The sequence below is a fragment of the Pedobacter deserti genome, assembly GCF_024436415.1.
Lineage (GTDB): Bacteria > Bacteroidota > Bacteroidia > Sphingobacteriales > Sphingobacteriaceae > Pedobacter > Pedobacter faecalis.
This window is the reverse complement of record NZ_JAFMZQ010000002.1, coordinates 281,149-297,341: the sequence shown is the minus strand read 5'-3', so window position 1 is coordinate 297,341 and position 16,193 is coordinate 281,149. Positions and strand designations below refer to the sequence as shown.

The 16,193-nt window shown below is 47.4% G+C and carries 15 protein-coding genes; 9 read left to right on the top strand and 6 right to left on the bottom strand.

Features of this window, described 5'->3' with window-relative positions; genetic code table 11:
• Positions 1-184 precede the first annotated feature (184 nt).
• From J3P40_RS16375 to J3P40_RS16365, 3 genes are read left to right on the top strand one after another with little or no spacing between them, the layout of a single operon-like run.
• Complete coding sequence (locus J3P40_RS16375) at positions 185-1,351, top strand: homogentisate 1,2-dioxygenase (RefSeq protein ID WP_256007343.1); 1,167 nt, start codon at positions 185-187, stop codon at positions 1,349-1,351.
• Between the two features lie 31 nt (positions 1,352-1,382).
• Complete coding sequence (hppD, locus tag J3P40_RS16370) at positions 1,383-2,513, top strand: 4-hydroxyphenylpyruvate dioxygenase (protein ID WP_256007342.1); 1,131 nt, start codon at positions 1,383-1,385, stop codon at positions 2,511-2,513.
• 43 nt (positions 2,514-2,556) lie between these two features.
• Positions 2,557-3,522: a YihY/virulence factor BrkB family protein gene (locus J3P40_RS16365; protein ID WP_256007341.1), complete on the top strand. Its 966-nt coding sequence runs from the start codon at positions 2,557-2,559 to the stop codon at positions 3,520-3,522.
• Here the strand turns inward: J3P40_RS16365 and J3P40_RS16360 are convergent.
• Together J3P40_RS16360 and J3P40_RS16355 are read right to left on the bottom strand one after the other, a co-directional pair.
• Complete coding sequence (locus tag J3P40_RS16360) at positions 3,519-3,806, bottom strand: hypothetical protein (RefSeq protein WP_256007340.1); 288 nt, start codon at positions 3,804-3,806, stop codon at positions 3,519-3,521. The two genes, J3P40_RS16365 and J3P40_RS16360, sit on opposite strands and share 4 nt — an antisense overlap.
• Before the next feature lie 107 nt (positions 3,807-3,913).
• A complete protein-coding gene (locus J3P40_RS16355; RefSeq protein WP_256007339.1) occupies positions 3,914-4,501 on the bottom strand; it encodes a porin family protein in 588 nt (195 codons plus the stop codon).
• A 145-nt stretch (positions 4,502-4,646) separates the two neighbouring features.
• On the opposite strand from J3P40_RS16355, the gene J3P40_RS16350 reads away from it, so the two are divergent.
• Positions 4,647-6,428, top strand: a complete 1,782-nt coding sequence (locus tag J3P40_RS16350) for a sensor histidine kinase (protein WP_256007338.1) — start codon at positions 4,647-4,649, stop codon at positions 6,426-6,428.
• A gap of 23 nt (positions 6,429-6,451) precedes the next feature.
• Entirely contained in the window at positions 6,452-7,444 is a 993-nt protein-coding gene (locus tag J3P40_RS16345; protein ID WP_256007337.1) for a tetratricopeptide repeat protein, read from the top strand.
• On the opposite strand, the gene J3P40_RS16340 is transcribed toward J3P40_RS16345, so the two are convergent.
• On the bottom strand, positions 7,445-8,032 hold the full coding sequence (locus tag J3P40_RS16340) for a riboflavin synthase (protein ID WP_256007336.1): 588 nt from the start codon (positions 8,030-8,032) through the stop codon (positions 7,445-7,447).
• Positions 8,033-8,037: 5 nt separating this feature from the next.
• Positions 8,038-9,519, bottom strand: a complete 1,482-nt coding sequence (gene accC / locus J3P40_RS16335; RefSeq protein ID WP_256007335.1) for an acetyl-CoA carboxylase biotin carboxylase subunit — start codon at positions 9,517-9,519, stop codon at positions 8,038-8,040.
• A gap of 316 nt (positions 9,520-9,835) precedes the next feature.
• Here accC and J3P40_RS16330 point away from each other — a divergent pair, with 316 nt between their 5' ends.
• Positions 9,836-10,696: an N-acetylglucosamine kinase gene (locus J3P40_RS16330; protein ID WP_256007333.1), complete on the top strand. Its 861-nt coding sequence runs from the start codon at positions 9,836-9,838 to the stop codon at positions 10,694-10,696.
• A gap of 49 nt (positions 10,697-10,745) precedes the next feature.
• Here the strand turns inward: J3P40_RS16330 and J3P40_RS16325 are convergent, their stop codons facing one another.
• Positions 10,746-11,435 carry an NUDIX hydrolase gene (locus J3P40_RS16325; protein WP_256007332.1) on the bottom strand — a complete coding sequence of 230 codons (690 nt, stop codon included), beginning with the start codon at positions 11,433-11,435 and terminating at the stop codon, positions 10,746-10,748.
• 146 nt (positions 11,436-11,581) lie between these two features.
• On the opposite strand from J3P40_RS16325, the gene J3P40_RS16320 reads away from it, so the two are divergent.
• Positions 11,582-13,042 carry an MFS transporter gene (locus tag J3P40_RS16320; RefSeq protein WP_256007331.1) on the top strand — a complete coding sequence of 487 codons (1,461 nt, stop codon included), beginning with the start codon at positions 11,582-11,584 and terminating at the stop codon, positions 13,040-13,042.
• Positions 13,043-13,076: 34 nt separating this feature from the next.
• On the opposite strand, the gene J3P40_RS16315 is transcribed toward J3P40_RS16320, so the two are convergent.
• Positions 13,077-13,286 (bottom strand): hypothetical protein, encoded by a 210-nt coding sequence (locus tag J3P40_RS16315; RefSeq protein ID WP_256007330.1) that lies wholly within the window; start codon positions 13,284-13,286, stop codon positions 13,077-13,079.
• 223 nt (positions 13,287-13,509) lie between these two features.
• On the opposite strand from J3P40_RS16315, the gene J3P40_RS16310 reads away from it, so the two are divergent.
• Complete coding sequence (locus tag J3P40_RS16310; RefSeq protein ID WP_256007329.1) at positions 13,510-15,288, top strand: carbamoyltransferase family protein; 1,779 nt, start codon at positions 13,510-13,512, stop codon at positions 15,286-15,288.
• Complete coding sequence (locus J3P40_RS16305; RefSeq protein WP_256007328.1) at positions 15,221-16,189, top strand: glycosyltransferase family 2 protein; 969 nt, start codon at positions 15,221-15,223, stop codon at positions 16,187-16,189. The genes J3P40_RS16310 and J3P40_RS16305 overlap by 68 nt, the downstream gene beginning before the upstream one ends.
• Positions 16,190-16,193: the final 4 nt, after the last annotated feature.

Genomic DNA, 16,193 nt, shown 5'->3' with positions numbered 1-16,193 from the left:
CAAAACCAGTTAGCCCGCGAAACGCTGGCGGCTTTCCGCTATGCGATGCTCTCTAAGATCATCTTTGCGCAGTATTCTCTGTAGTTCCCCTTTTATGCTGCTGCGCGGTCGCGCGGGCCTTTGAAACGAAAATACGTTTTAACCGTTATTATATTATTCTGTTTAATTTTTCTAACCTAAAGCTATGCCTGTTTATCATACATTAGGAAATATACCTGCGAAACGCCATACGGTTTTTCGCAAACCAGACGGCAACCTGTATGCAGAGGAACTGGTATCTACAGAGGGCTTTTCAAGCCTCTATTCCCTGGTTTACCATTGCCATCCACCCACGATTGTGAAGTCGCTGGGCGAACCTTATTCGGTGGAACCGAAGATTGCCCGCGAGAAGCACTTACGCCATACCAGTCTGATCGGCTTTAACATAAAACCGGAAGATGATTACCTGGACAGCAGGAAACCAGTACTGGTCAACAGCGATCTGCATATATCACTGGCCGCGCCGCGAAAGTCTATGACCGACTATTTTTATAAGAACAGTCAGGCCGACGAGGTGGTATTCATCCATGAGGGCAGCGGTGTGCTGAAAACGGGATTCGGCAAACTGCGCTTTGGTTATGGGGATTATCTGATTATCCCGCGTGGCACGATTTACCAGATGGAATTTGAAACGGAACAGAACAGGTTGTTCATCGTGGAGAGTTTCAGTCCTATACGCACGCCGAAACGCTATCGCAATGCGCATGGGCAATTGATGGAACACGCGCCGTTTTGCGAGCGCGACATCAGGAGGCCTTCGGAACTGGAGACCTTCGACGAATTTGGTGATTTTAAGGTACTTATCAAGAAACAGGGACTGATATACCCATACATATACGGGACGCATCCTTTCGACTTTGTGGGCTGGGACGGCTATCATTATCCATACGCCTTGTCCATTCATGATTTTGAGCCGATTACCGGGCGCCTGCACCAGCCGCCCCCGGTACATCAAACCTTCGAGGGACACAACTTTGTGATATGCTCGTTTGTACCTCGGAAATACGATTATCATCCACTTTCCATTCCGGCACCTTACAACCACAGCAATGTGGACAGTGATGAGGTGCTGTATTATGTAGACGGTGATTTTATGAGCCGGAAAAGTGTGGTAAAAGGGCAAATTACCCTGCACCCTGGTGGAATACCGCATGGTCCGCATCCGGGAACCGTAGAGAAATCCATCGGTAAAGAAAGCACGGAAGAGCTCGCCGTAATGATTGATCCCTTCAGGCCGCTGATGCTGACCGACCATGCAGTGGCCATAGAGGATGAGGGTTATCATAAGAGCTGGCAGGAAAATATAGAATAGAACAGAACTGATTATCATAAAAAAACGAACCATGTCAACACAAACATTTGCGGAAAAGATCGCACAGGCGCAGGATTTTTTACCGATCAATGGAACAGACTATATTGAATTTTATGTTGGAAACGCCAAACAGGCGGCCCATTACTATAAGACAGCATTCGGGTTTCAGTCGCTCGCCTACGCGGGACCGGAAACCGGCGTGCGCGACCGCGCCTCATATGTGCTGCAGCAAGGCAAGATCAGGCTGGTGCTGACCACCGCGCTCAAGTCTGACCACCCTGTTTCTGAACACGTCAGGAAACATGGCGACGGGGTTAAAGTGCTTGCGCTTTGGGTGGATGACGCCTACAGTGCCTTTCAGGAGACGACGAAAAGAGGAGCGCAGCCCTATCTGGAGCCCGTAACCCAAAGGGATGAGCACGGAGAGCTGCGCATGTCGGGCATATATACCTACGGGGAAACCGTGCATATGTTCATTGAACGGAAAAACTATACCGGGCCTTTCATGCCTGGTTTTACAGCCTGGAAAAGTGATTACGCACCGGCAGAAACCGGCTTATTATACATTGATCATTGCGTAGGCAATGTAGGCTGGAACAGGATGAACGAAACAGTCAGGTGGTACGAGGAGGTGATGGGCTTCGTGAATATTCTTTCATTTGACGACAAACAGATCAACACCGAATACTCCGCTTTGATGAGCAAGGTGATGAGCAATGGCAATGGCTATTCCAAATTCCCCATCAACGAGCCTGCTGAAGGCAAAAAGAAATCCCAGATTGAAGAATATCTTGAATTTTACGAAGGCGAAGGGGTGCAACATGTTGCTGTAGCTACAAAGGATATCCTTGCTACAGTGCGTGACTTAAAAGCTCGGGGGGTTGAGTTTTTAAGTGCACCCCCAGAAGCCTATTACAATATGATGCCGGAACGCGTTGGCGTGATTGACGAAGAAATCGCGCGGTTACAGGAACTCGGTATTCTGGTAGACCGTGACGAAGAAGGTTATCTATTACAGATCTTTACAAAGCCCGTAGAAGACCGGCCGACCTTATTTTTCGAGATTATTCAGCGAAAAGGGGCACAGTCTTTTGGTGCAGGCAATTTCAAGGCGCTTTTTGAAGCCTTGGAACGCGAACAAGAGCTGAGGGGCAACTTATAGCCTCTTATTTATTTGAAAACTGGAGAGGGCATCCGTGACACGGATGTCCTCTTTTTTTATTACTTTCGGCCATAGTGAGGTACGAGCCATGAGATTTGATCCGGTTAAGAGGGCTATACTGCTCTATTATCGCCTGAAGGCGGCGTTCAAGCTGTTCAGCAAAAACGACCCGCTGCGACTGGCAGGTGCTACGGCGTTCTTTACCAATTTTGCGCTCCCCCCTATTCTTTTAATCCTGATCCGGCTGTTTGGATTCTTTATAGACCGAAGGATACTGGCTTCACGGATATTTGAACGTTTAGCCAACGTGCTGGACGACAGCAGTACGGTACAAATCAGGGAAACCCTGCGCAACATACGTGGCATAGACCATCAATGGTATGCTACCCTGATCAGTTTCGTGTTTTTTCTGTTCGTGGCTACCACCCTATTTACCGTAATCAAGAATTCCCTGGATCAGATCTGGTCTATAGGCAATAAACCAAAGTCCGGCTTCTGGTTTAATATCAAGCTTAGAGGAAGATCTATGGTGATCATCTTGCTGGCAGGTATCCTGTTTATGCTGGGCTTTGTAACCGACAGCATTCAGACTTTTATAGGCGAGTACATCAATACCGCCGCGCCAAGCTTCGGCAGGGTCTTATTATGGATAATCAATCAGCTGGCCTTCATCGGCATTGTCATGATTTGGTTTACTGTGCTGTTCCGCTATCTGACCAGCGGGCGTCCAACCTGGATCGCAGCCATGCGCGGAGGGCTGCTTACCGCGGTTTTGTTCAGTTTGGGAAAATACCTGCTTCGTATACTGCTGCCTCTGAGCGGCATAGAGAATATTTACGGAACATCAGGGTCGATTGTTCTGATCATGCTGTTTGTATTCTACTCGTCGTTCATCTTTTATTTTGGCGCCTGTTATGTAAAAATCCTGAGCGACGACAGAGAAACGCCTATACGCCCGATTAAAGGAGCTTTCAACTACGAAATTAAAGAGATTTTGAAGGACCGTTAACTGGCACACATCTGCTGGCCCGACTTCTGTTCGAAGCCTTGCATTTCGAAAACTGCCAATTTGTTGAGAAGGTTGCAGTGAAGTGTCCCAAAGAAGCTAATGATTCCCTGCTCGTTCTTTCCCTCAATACAGATGTCTTCTTTTAATATCTCCCGGTGTTCTAAATTCTGATCATTTAGCAGGACATCTTCGTCCCGGATCCTGAAGTCCTCTGCCTTGATTGCGAATTGTTTCAGGAGCTCAGCGAAGTTCTGATGCTTTAGCAATAGTTCTTTGATGTTCATAACAGTTTTGATTAGGTTGACTAGGTAACATACTCAATTTTGGCGCCAAAAAAAGGGGCAGACTTTTCAGCCTGCCCCTTTTTTATACATTTTACAGAAATGCCGGACTAAAAGAGTTTATAAGCTAATCCGAACGTGAACAAGCGCAATTTCTGTCCCTCATACTGATCTTCACCCAGCTTAGACAAACCGGCTTCATACCTCAGGTCGACACCAAGGCTGCCAATGTCCAGTCCCGCCCCCAATTGCCATGCAATGTTCTGACCTTTAAAATCGCCCGAGAAAGCACTCGAGGCCGCATCGCCGAAAGACTGCTCGTCGTCCAGAATAAAGGAGATTACGGGACCGGTGTTAAAACGCAGCCCGACACCGGCAGCGCCAAGTTTGGTACCTACAAGGATAGGCACATCCATACTGGTAAACTTCACTTTGTTTTCCTGTCCTGCTGAATTAGTAAGCGTGGTGTTCTTACCGCTTAGATACAGCTCTGGCTGCAGATGGATTCCCGCCGCGCCGACGCGTGCCCACAGACCCGCGAAGTAACCCGCACGGTTATCGCTGCTGAAAGTATTTTCGGTACTCAGTTTTGATAAATTTGCACCTGCTTTCAAGCCCAGTTGAAAACTAGGCATTAACTGACTGAATGCGGCAAGATTGAAACCCGTCAACAGTGCCACAAGTAGTATTTTTTTCATAAATGACTAAGAGTTATTTAAACAATGTAAAACTAACAACATTTTCAGTTTAAAACTAAATTATGTAGATTTAGGCATATAATGTTCAAACCCGCGTTATTGTTTTATTAATCGAGTTTTTTTGTACTTAGTGTGCGCGCAATAGATGGAATTTAGTTTTAACGTTTACTCCACGATTCTGATCATATGCGGGTCGGTTACGTTATTTTTTTCTTATTACGTTTATAAAAAAGAAGGGGGCGCGGTAAGGTTCTTTGGCATTATGATGCTGGCAAATGCCATCTGGGCGTTGGGTTACGGCTTCGAACTCGCCAGTCCCACGCTTGAACAGGCGACCATTTACATCAACATACAATACCTTGGTATTACGGCCCTGCCGCTCAACTGGTTCTTGTTCTGCCTGCATCTATCTGGCAAAGAGGCATGGTATAAACGGAAGCGAAACCTGATCTTCCTGATCAGTGTGTCGGTGATAACTACCCTGCTTGTATGGACGAACGATTACCACCATTTGCACTACGAGCGGCTGTACATGGATACGAGCGGCGATTTTCCAATGGTTGCGATAGAGCCTGCAATTGCTTACCGCTTATTTACAGTCTATTTTTATGCTTTGCTGGCCATTGGCAGTTACCTGCTGATCATCAAGTTCAGGCAGGCCGACCCGATTTACAGACGGCAGAACTATATGATCATCATCTCTGCCATGATACCCTGGGCGGCCAATATTTCGTATCTCACCGGTCTGCGCCCCGTCCCAAACCTGGACCTTACGCCCTTTGCCTTTATTGCAACGGTGTTTATGATCTCGCTCGCCATCTACAGGTTTAAACTCTTCGATATTCTGCCTGTAGCCCGTGAAAAGGTGCTGGACCTCATGCAGGATGGCTTTGTGGTGCTTGACCATAGAAACCGTGTAATCGATTATAACCGAAGCTTTAAAACTTACCTCACTGACTATCACAACAGCAAGATCATCGGTACGCCGATATCGGCACTGATGCCGGATCAGACCTTACTGTTCGACTATCTTAACCGCAAGGAATCCGGGAAAATCGAGCTTAACGTTCAGACACCAAACGGATTATATGCCATCGAGGCAGACATCAGGTATCTTAACGAAAATCAGTTGAGCAGCGAGGCAACAATCATCAAGTTGCAGGATCTTACCTCATTACGGGAAGAGTCGCTCCGCTCGAGACTGCAGGCGGAGGAACTTCAAAGACTGAACCAGTTGAAGGACAGGATATTTTCGATCATTGCGCACGACCTGAGAGGTCCGCTGGTGAACCTGTCGGAAGTACTCAAAATGATCTCCAACAACCTGATCAGCATGGAGGAGTTTAAAACGCTCGTGCCAGCCCTGTCTAAAGACATTCTTTATACCACCGACCTCCTCGAGAACATTTTACATTGGTCGAGAAGCCAGCTTAAAGGTTATGGCATCAACCATGAATTTTTTGACCTGAAAAGCCTGGTTGTAAACGAGGTCAATTATCATTTGCCCTCTGCAAAATCAAAAAATATCGAAATCATACAGGATGTGTTTCCGGGCGCAACGGTGTATGCAGACATTATCATGATGGAGATCGTTGTGAGAAACATCCTGAACAATGCCATTAAGTTTTGTCAATCCGGTTGCCGGATTCAAATTACGGCAGTTTATACTAAAGAAGCGTTCATCCGGCTTAGCATAGCGGACAACGGTCTGGGTATGCCTAAAGAAGTGCTTGAAAAACTGTTTACGGGCGAGAACCAATCAACGCGCGGCACTGCCAACGAGAAGGGCACCGGATTAGGCCTGGTGGTGTGTAAGGATTTTGTGGAACGGAATAACGGCATGCTTACGGTAGAGAGCGAACAGGGTGTGGGCTCTACCTTTAATATCTATCTGCCCGTAGACGACCGCGCTATAGAACTGGAATGAAGTTTGGGGTACTTGTACGACACATGAAAAAGATTGCATTATTTCTGATGACGCTGATGTCAGCACAGTTCGTCCTGGGTCAGGATACGCTTGCTGTAGACAGCGTTCAGTCCGTTGTAAAGTCTGACTCCGCTGGTTTCCCGGAGCTGACAAAACTTGCGGAAGACCACGCCAGTAGGGGCTATATGAACAAAGCCAGATCTTATTATCTGGCAGCAGCAAAAGCGGACAGCACCAGTATCCTACCTTATAAGCGGCTTTCAGAACTCGAAAAGGGCTCGCCCACTGGCCGCCGACTAACTTATCTTGAACTGGCTCATAAAATGGATCCGGTAGATGCGGATATTGCCAGCGAACTGGCGGCGCTGTACCTGGAAAACAAAGATTTTAAACGTGCGGCAGCAGTCTTGGCGCCTGCGCTCAACGCAGACGCTGAAAACCTGCGGCTGAGGAGATTGATGATGCCGGTAGACCTGGAGAACCGGAAATACCGAGAGGTGATTAAAACGGGGCAAGTGTTGCTGAGCGAAGGCGACAGCACCGTTATGGTTTTGGATCACTTGGGCAAAGCTTATTATCTGACACTCGACTACAGGAATGCAGTGAAACATTTTCTAATGATTCCTGAAACGATGAGCAGCGATAAGGAAGCGCTCTATTACGATCTCGCCAGAAGCTACCGGGGCATAAGAGACTATAAGAGCGCCATCGCTTACCTGGAAAAGGCGATCAACCTCGGCGTTTCTCCGCGCGCAGCAAGTTATTACGGGTTGCTGGGCGACTCTTACGAGCAGATACAGCAAAATGAGCCCGCTACAAAAGCTTATAAACGGGGGCTCGATTTCGAGAATGACGGGAGCCTGCTGTACAACATCGCTCTGCTGTATGAAATGAAGCTGGGCGACAAGAAGAATGCGATAGACTATTACGAGCGCTATCTTAAAACCATAGATGAAAAGAAAAAGGCCAAGCAGGCCAACTTCATCAAGAATAAGATCGCTGAGCTGAAACGCTGATCAGCTTTTATTGATCAGTCTGGCAACATATTTCCCGATAATGTCGAACTCAATGTTAACCGTGTCGCCCTCTTCCACTTCGTGCAGATTGGTATATGCGTATGTATAGGGAATAATAAACACAGAAAACTCGTCGGACGCCGAATTGACCACCGTTAAGCTGATGCCGTTAACGCACACGGATCCTTTCTCGACGGTTACGTTTCCCTGCGCCGAGTCATACTTAAAGCGGTATTCCCAGCTTCCTTCCAGTTCAGCTTTTTTTATGCAGACGGCTGTTTGATCCACATGCCCCTGCACGATATGCCCGTCCAGCCGGCCGTTCATCTGCATGCAGCGCTCCAGATTTACCGCCCCGCCTACACGCAGGCTACCCAAATTTGTTTTTTGTAAGGTCTCGTGAATAGCCGTCACCGTATGCGTTTCTGCCGCCACTGCAACTACAGTGAGGCATACACCGTTATGAGCCACACTCTGATCAATCTTCAGCTCACTGCTTATGGGTGAACTTACGGTAAAATGAATATTTGTGCCTTCCTCTCGTATCTCGGTAATGGAACCGGTTGTTTCTATAATTCCTGTAAACATGTAAATCAGTTATAACGTGTGCGGTTCCTTTTCCAATTGGTCTGAGGCGCTGAAGCCTGTGCGGCCACGCGGGCGATCCGCTTGTTTGAAAAAAGCACGGCAGCGACTGCCGCGATCATAGCCTCATCTTTATCCTCATAGTGGCTGCCTGGTTCAAAGTATTTGCTCACGAAATGTGTATCGAAAGCGCCGGTCCGGAATGCTTCATGCCGCATCACAAACTTACCAAATCCCAGCGTAGTTTTAATACCGGTAATCTCATATTCATCGATAGCCCTGATCATTCTATCCATAGCCTCGCTCCGGTCGTGCCCCCAGGTAATCAGCTTAGCGATCATCGGATCATAATAAATAGGCACTTCCATACCCTGCTCAAATCCGTCGTCCACCCGCACACCATTTCCCTTTGGCGTACGGTAGGTTTGGAGCACACCAATATCGGGCAGGAAATTGTTGTCCGGATCTTCTGCATAAACCCTTAATTCAATGGCATGGCCATTGATATGAAGGTCCTCCTGTTTATACGACAACACCTCTCCCCTCGCTATCCGGATCTGCTCCTTTACCAGGTCGAGCCCCGTGATCAGTTCTGTAACCGGATGCTCTACCTGCAGGCGTGTGTTCATTTCCAAAAAGAAAAAGTTAAGGTTTTCATCCAGGATAAACTCTACGGTTCCGGCACCAACGTAGCTCACCGAACGTGCGACATCGACCGCACAGCGTCCCATTTCTGCCCTGACCTCCTCCGTAAGTATGCTGGACGGTGCTTCTTCCACAACTTTTTGGTGCCTGCGCTGGACTGAACATTCCCGTTCAAAAAGATGAACAATATTGCCATGTGTATCGCCCAGGACCTGTATTTCAATGTGCCGCGGCGATGAAACATAACGTTCTATAAAAACAGAACCATCGCCAAAAGCAGATGTCGCCTCGCTTACTGCTAGCTGCATCTGGCTTTCGAAATCGTTTACCTGCTCTACAATCCGCATTCCTTTTCCTCCACCGCCCGCAGCAGCCTTGATGAGGATCGGGAAGCCAACCTCCAGCGCACGTTGCTTTGCCTCGGCAATATCTGTTATTGCCTCGGCTGTGCCCGGCACCATTGGAATATTGTACTGCAGCGCGGCAGCCTTCGCAGAAAGCTTGTTGCCCATAATTTCCATGGCTTCCGGCGTGGGGCCAATCAGGGTCAATCCGGCTTCCCGCACCATACGGGCGAAAGAGGCATTCTCCGAAAGAAAACCGTATCCGGGATGAATAGCCTCCGCACCGGTCTGCCTGCATGCGTCAATAATAAGCTCGCTCAGCAAATACGACTGGTTGGAGGGTGCCGGTCCTATGCAAACTGCTTCATCCGCATAACGCACGTGCAATGCTTTTCGGTCGGCCTCCGAATAAACGGCCACTGTTTTAATTCCCATTTCGCGGGCAGAGCGCATGATCCTTAAGGCTATCTCGCCGCGGTTGGCCACAAGTAATTTCTTCATGTATAAACTGCTTTTTAGCTGGCAGGTACAAATGTATTATAACTTTTTAAATCCCTGTAACCCGCCTCTGCGCCCTGATGCGCTTTCAGATATTATATTAAAATTGGGATTATAAAATAAAAGTGTATTTTAGCTTAGTGTTTATTTAACAATATGGTCGGGTTACAATCGGGCCGAACGCGGATAAAAGAGCGTTTTTTTAAGCATTAGAGCAACAATATACAACGACAACCAAAACCAATAAATTAAATTATGAAAAAAAAACATACCAGAGATTTAGGATTATTTACTTTTATCCCGAAAAAGACGAATTAAAATGATAGTTATTGCAGACGGAGGATCGACCAAGACAAATTGGTGTTTAATTAACGAGGCAGGAAGAAAAATCCTTTTCAATACCGAGGGATATAACCCCTATTTTTCCAGTACAGCGTATATTGTTGAATCTTTAAAAAAGTCCCTTCCGGACTTTCTGGAGACCGATAAACTTACCGAAGTAAATTATTATGGCGCAGGCTGTTCTACAGACGCCAACAAGCAAATCGTTGCTGATGCAATGAAGCAAATCTTCGTAAACGCTAAAATCAATATCGGACATGACCTTTTAGCTTCGTGCCGTGCGCTTCTGGCTGATCAGTCAGGTTTTGCAGCCATCCTTGGTACAGGTACAAACACTTGTTTGTATGATGGAAAAGACATCACCCTGAACATCGACTCCCTGGGTTACTTTTTAGGCGATGAAGGAAGCGGATGTTTTATAGGCAAGCGTATTTTGGCCGATTATATGAAAGGTTATATGCCTAAAGGCTTAAGAGAAAGCTTTTACGACAACTTTGCGCTGACTAACGAAGACATTTTTGATCATATTTATAACAAGCCGTTGCCGAACCGTTTCTGTGCAAGCTTCAGTAAATTCCTGTACGACTTCAAAGACAGTTATGAGGATTATACCACAGCTACTGTTGATTATGCATTTACTGCATTCTTCGAGAACCTGGTGAAGCACTATCCTAACTACAAGGAATATCAGCTTAACTGCGTAGGATCTGTTGGATATAGCTTCCGGGATATCCTAAGTGTTGTGGCCGACCGCTACGAAATGGGCGTTGGTAAGATCATCCGCTCACCTATAGATGATCTGGTAGATTACCACCTTAACATCGCACCAAAGTCATAGTCAAATTGACATAAAAAGAAACCCTAAGGATGAGCCTTAGGGTTTCTTTTTAGAAGGAAATCTCTTTCCCGAACAACTTGGCATATTTACGCTTGTCAAACTTATACAAGGTTGCCGCTCTGAACGACACCCCCTGCTGCTTTTCTTCCAGATCCTTTAACACACCAAAACTGAGCATTTTCTTCCTGAAATTACGCTTATCCAGTTTTTTGTTCAGAATTACCTCGTACACATTCTGAAGCTGGGTAAGCGTAAACTTTTCGGGCAGCAGTTCAAAAGCGATAGGCTGATGCTTGATACGCCGTTTGATTTTCTCAAGTCCCTTCTCAAAGATCTGCTGGTGATCGAACGCCAGTTTAGGGAGATCCTTTACGTTGATCCAGTAAGCCTGCTTCGCGTAATTACTTTGCGGCTTTACAGTCTTCTCTCCGCCCAGTCTGAGCAACGCATAATAGGCAATACTCACAACCCTACCCTGCGGGTGCCTGTTTACATCACCGAAGGTATAATATTGCTCCATGTAAATATTGGTAAGACCAGTCAGCTCTCTTAATATGCGTGCAGCCGATTGGTCCAGACTTTCATCCTCGCCAACAATATTACCAGGCAAAGCCCACCAATCCTTAAACGGTTCTTCATTTCTTTCTATCAAAAGGATTTTCAGCTCTCCTTCATCAAACCCGAACACCACACAGTCAATAGAGAAAGTGGAATCAAACTTTGGTAAGACTTCTTTCAAAACGTTTTAATTTTTAGTTTGGGCTAAACTAGAAAAATTTATCAGTATTTCATCCTGTTTTTTATTTCTGCAACGGCCTGACGGTCTTTGAACGACAGTCTGCCAAAAAAGCTAAACCCTGCTCTCCGGTATTTGTTATTCAGTCGATGAGGTTTACCCCGAAAAAGAACCTGACACAACAGGAAGTCGCCAAAGGCCTGAAACTAGTGATATGGGACGGCCTTGCTGCAGAGGCCATGACGTCGTTTACCGGCGGTGCCTTTCTGGTTGCCATGGCCCTGCTTCTGGGCGCCAGCAACTTTCAGATCGGGTTACTTGCTGCAATGCCCTTGTTTACCAATGTTGCCCAGCTCCTTTCTGTCTTGCTCGTGAAGCGATATAACAACCGGAGGGCCATCGCTGTATATAGCGCTTACCTGGCGCGCCTTCCGCTTATCGTCATCGGCTTATCGATCTTATGGTTTTCTGCAGGTTCTGTTAACCTGCTGATCTTCTTTCTGTTCTTTCACTATTTCTTCGGTTCTGTGGCCGGACCAAGCTGGAACTCCTGGATGAAAGACCTTGTACCGGAGCAGGCGCTTGGCAGCTATTTCTCGAAGAGAACCCGCTACACGCAAACGCTCAATGTGGTCATGAGCCTGGCCCTTTCGCTAATGCTGGATTATATCAAGAGCAACTACCCCGGAGCAGAGCTATCCGTATACGCCTGGTTCTTCGTATTCGCCGGGATCGCGGGGATGGCGGGCGGCTTCATACTGTCCAAAGCTCCCGAACCTCAGTCGTATCTTTCAGACGACAACATACTGTCCTTGTTTAAGCTGCCGCTAAAGAATTATAACTTCCGAAAGCTACTGATATTCAACTCTGCCTGGGTTTTTGCATTAAATATAGCCACCCCGTTTTTTACCGTGTTTATGATGAAAACCATGCAACTGCCGATATCCTATATCATTGCGCTGAGCGTAATCAGCCAGCTTTTCAGCATTCTTACGCTGCGCATGTGGGGTGTCTTTTCAGATCGGTACAGCAACAAAAGTATCATAGCTGTGAGCGCGCCTCTATATATTCTATGTATCATTGCCTGGTGTTTTGTGGGCATTTACACCAGCGTTGCGGGCAATATTGCGCTCCTGATACTTATCCATATTTTCACAGGCATATCGACCGCAGGTGTAAACCTGGCGCTCACCAACATCGGGCTTAAACTCGCACCAAAGCAGGAGGCGGTTGTGTATCTTTCTGTAAAAAATATCATTACAGCAATATGTTCTTCCATAGGGCCGCTCGCCGGGGGCATGCTGGCCGACTTCTTTGCGGAGAGAAGTTTGCGCATCTCTGCAAGCTGGACAAGTCCGTACTTTGAAAAAACGTTGAAATTATTTGTTCTTCAGGAATGGAATTTTCTTTTCCTTATCGGCGCCCTGCTTGCGCTGGCCGCACTCGAACTCCTGGTTAAGGTTCGGGAAACGGGTGAGGTATCCAAGCATGTCGTGAGACGGATCATGCGGACAAGCATAAAAACAAATCTTAAGGAATATTTTATCATCGGGAATATCATCAGCATGCATGAGCAGCTGCGAGCGATAATCAGTAAGAAAAAGAGATAGCAAAACCAAAAATGACCTTGCTATCTCCGGTGTGTTAGCGGACCGTAGTATTGGTATCCATTGTTGTTGTATCTGCCATACCCATGGTGTCTACCATACTGGTATCTGCACTCATTGTCGGATCATCCATCATCGTCGTATCCGACATTGTTGAATCTCCGGCCTGGTCCCCGCTCTTGTCGGAGCTGCACGCAGCAAATCCAATGGAAACTACTGCGAACATCAGTAAAATTACTTTTTTCATAACTGTTTATTTTTAGGATAAATATTCCCCTCTTAAACATAGCACGGCCCAAAAGGTTTTGAAACACTGAAAAACAAGCATTTACACTCAGCAAGGGATCGCTGTCGCTTTTAACTGCCGAGCGTATTACTACGCTGGGGGCTGACAAATACTTGATTTTCCGTTTTAAAAATCAAAGCTTGCTTACTCCTGTTACTTAGGCACTAATCATCCAACTCTTACTATGTATACTTTAGGTATCAACTCAGTTTTCCACGACTCCTCGGCCTGCCTCCTCAAAGACGGCGTACTCATTGCGGCGGCCGAAGACGAGCGCTTTACCGGCATCAAACACGGCAAACGGCCAATTCCCTTTTCTACCTATGAAATACCCTTCCATGCCATCGCCTACTGTCTGCAAACCGCAGGCATACATCTTAAAGACATAGACCATATTGCTTATTCATTCGACCCCTACCTGCTCATCCCAGAACGGCGTGCCACCGATACCCATATACCAATTCCCTTTCATTTTAACGGAGAGAATGCCGGCAACGACACCTGGGAAAACCTGTTCCTATCGTCGATTGTGAATGCACCGCGACAACTGGTGGACGGCTATCCGCATCACCTGCAGAAGCATTTCATCGGAAGCCAGGTGGGCGACTGGACTTGGCATTTTGTAGACCACCATACCGCCCATGCGGCAAGTGCCTATTTTCCTTCCCCGTATACAGACGCGGCAATCATGACGGTCGACGGCCGTGGTGAACTCGCCACAACAACCTACAGCATTGGCGAAAGCAACATGATGACGCGAATCGGGCAGGTAGATATGCCGCACTCGCTCGGTTTATTATACGAAGAGGTGACTACCTACCTCGGATTCCTCCACTCATCAGACGAATATAAGGTTATGGCGCTTGCCTCCTACGGGAAACCAGAGTTTCTCGGTGATTTCCGTGACATGATCCGCATAACCGGCAATGGAAAATATACCATTGGAAACCAAAATTTTGAGCAAAGGTTTGGCCCGGCGCGACTCAGGAATACGGAGTTTACATCGCATCATTTCAACATAGCACGCTCTCTTCAGCTTGCGCTTGAAGAAACCGTGCTGGAACTGGCCGACTGGCTATATCACGAGACTAAACAAGAGAACCTTTGTTTAGCCGGAGGCGTAGCACTTAACTGTGTATTGAACGCCAGGATAAGAGACAAGGGCCGGTTCCGGAACATCTGGGTGCAGCCAGCGGCTGGCGACTCAGGAAGCGCGCTTGGTGCTGCAATGCATATCGACCAGCGGGAACGCGGCAGCAAAACGAAAGATTTCGTTATGGATCACGCTTACTGGGGGCCAGACTACACAGACCAGGAGATTGAAAAATTCCTCGACTGGGCGAAGGTACCTTACCAGAAGATGGACAATGTTGCAGAAGAAGCCGCTTCGATACTGGCCGACAATAAAATAATAGGCTGGTTTCAGGGTCGCATGGAATTTGGTCCGCGTGCCCTCGGCAGCAGGTCTATCCTTGCCTCGCCTATCGACCCCGCTATGCAGGCCATGCTCAATGAAGTAAAAGACCGCGAAGACTTCAGACCGGTTGCGCCGGTCGTGCTGGAAGAAGATGCGGCAGAATGGTTTGATAATGCGCAGCAGTCACCTTTCATGCTCTTCGTTTATAATGTAGCTGCCGATAAGGCCGACCGTATTCCTGCGGTGAAGCACATCGACGGCACGGCACGTATACAAACCGTAAACGAGTCGCAGCATCCGCAGTACTACAGGTTGCTCAAAGCATTCAAAGAGAAAACCGGGGTGCCTGTTTTGGTCAACACCTCTTTCAACACACTGGGTAAGCCCATTGTATGCAGTCCGCGAGATGCAATAGCCTGTTTCTGGACCTCTCCTTTTGATGCTTTAGTTATTGGATCATATTTAATCAGAAAAACAGATGCAAACACAAATATCCGTAGTTATTCCAACCTACAAGAGGCCGAACCTGTTGGTGAACTGCCTTAGGGCACTTCTGGAACAAAGCCTCGACAAGTATCTTTTTGAGGTAATTGTGGTTAGCGACGGTCCGGATGAAGAAACCTTCCAATGCCTGCAACCCTGGTTGAAAAAAAGAAGATTAAATCTCACCTATTTGTCGACCCCCGAAAAGAAAGGACCTGCAGCTGCCAGAAACCTGGGCTGGCTGAGCGCGCGCGCACCGCTCGTCGCCTTCACGGACGACGACTGTCTGCCGCAAAAAAAATGGCTCCGGTCTTTTCTTGACACCTACCGGGGAGAGCGTATGATAGCCTACACCGGATTCACCTCCGTACCTCTGCCTCCAAGTCCCACAGACTTTGCGCTCACGACAGCCGGTTTGCAGGAGGCGGAATTTATTACCGCCAACTGCGCGTGTACCAAGGATGCACTTTTAAAATGCGGCGGATTCGATGAGCAGTTTAAACTGGCCTGGCGTGAGGACTCAGACCTTCATTTCAAATTGCTAAAACTTGAGGTACCAATAATCCATGTACCCAGAGCAATGGTAGTACATCCCGTTCGCCCGGCCAGCTGGGGCGTGAGCGTCCGGGAACAAAAGAAAAGCCAGTACGATGCGCTGCTGTATCAAAAGTTCCCCGACCTTTACCGCAGCCGGATCCATAGCTCTTTGTGGAACTACTATGTGATTAACCTGTTATGGCTGGTGCTGATCACGGCCCTGGCCACACGGCAGCATACCATTGCTGTGCTGGCCACCTGTTCAATTTTTCTTCTGGTGGCTGATTTTGCGATAAAACGGCTTAAAAACACACAGAAAACACCGCTTCATATCCTCGAGATGCTTTCTACTTCAATTATCATCCCCACTCTGTCAGTTTACTGGCGTCTGTACGGGGCCTTTAAGTACCGTGTTTTATTTATTTAGCTAA

Coding starts and splice junctions, on each gene's coding strand:
- J3P40_RS16375 (WP_256007343.1), top strand. CDS start 185: ATGCCTGTTTATCATACATTAGGAAATATACCTGCGAAACGCCATACG.
- hppD (WP_256007342.1), top strand. CDS start 1,383: ATGTCAACACAAACATTTGCGGAAAAGATCGCACAGGCGCAGGATTTT.
- J3P40_RS16365 (WP_256007341.1), top strand. CDS start 2,557: ATGTCCTCTTTTTTTATTACTTTCGGCCATAGTGAGGTACGAGCCATG.
- J3P40_RS16360 (WP_256007340.1), bottom strand. CDS start 3,806: ATGAACATCAAAGAACTATTGCTAAAGCATCAGAACTTCGCTGAGCTC.
- J3P40_RS16355 (WP_256007339.1), bottom strand. CDS start 4,501: ATGAAAAAAATACTACTTGTGGCACTGTTGACGGGTTTCAATCTTGCC.
- J3P40_RS16350 (WP_256007338.1), top strand. CDS start 4,647: ATGGAATTTAGTTTTAACGTTTACTCCACGATTCTGATCATATGCGGG.
- J3P40_RS16345 (WP_256007337.1), top strand. CDS start 6,452: ATGAAAAAGATTGCATTATTTCTGATGACGCTGATGTCAGCACAGTTC.
- J3P40_RS16340 (WP_256007336.1), bottom strand. CDS start 8,032: ATGTTTACAGGAATTATAGAAACAACCGGTTCCATTACCGAGATACGA.
- accC (WP_256007335.1), bottom strand. CDS start 9,519: ATGAAGAAATTACTTGTGGCCAACCGCGGCGAGATAGCCTTAAGGATC.
- J3P40_RS16330 (WP_256007333.1), top strand. CDS start 9,836: ATGATAGTTATTGCAGACGGAGGATCGACCAAGACAAATTGGTGTTTA.
- J3P40_RS16320 (WP_256007331.1), top strand. CDS start 11,582: ATGAGGTTTACCCCGAAAAAGAACCTGACACAACAGGAAGTCGCCAAA.
- J3P40_RS16315 (WP_256007330.1), bottom strand. CDS start 13,286: ATGAAAAAAGTAATTTTACTGATGTTCGCAGTAGTTTCCATTGGATTT.
- J3P40_RS16310 (WP_256007329.1), top strand. CDS start 13,510: ATGTATACTTTAGGTATCAACTCAGTTTTCCACGACTCCTCGGCCTGC.
- J3P40_RS16305 (WP_256007328.1), top strand. CDS start 15,221: ATGCAAACACAAATATCCGTAGTTATTCCAACCTACAAGAGGCCGAAC.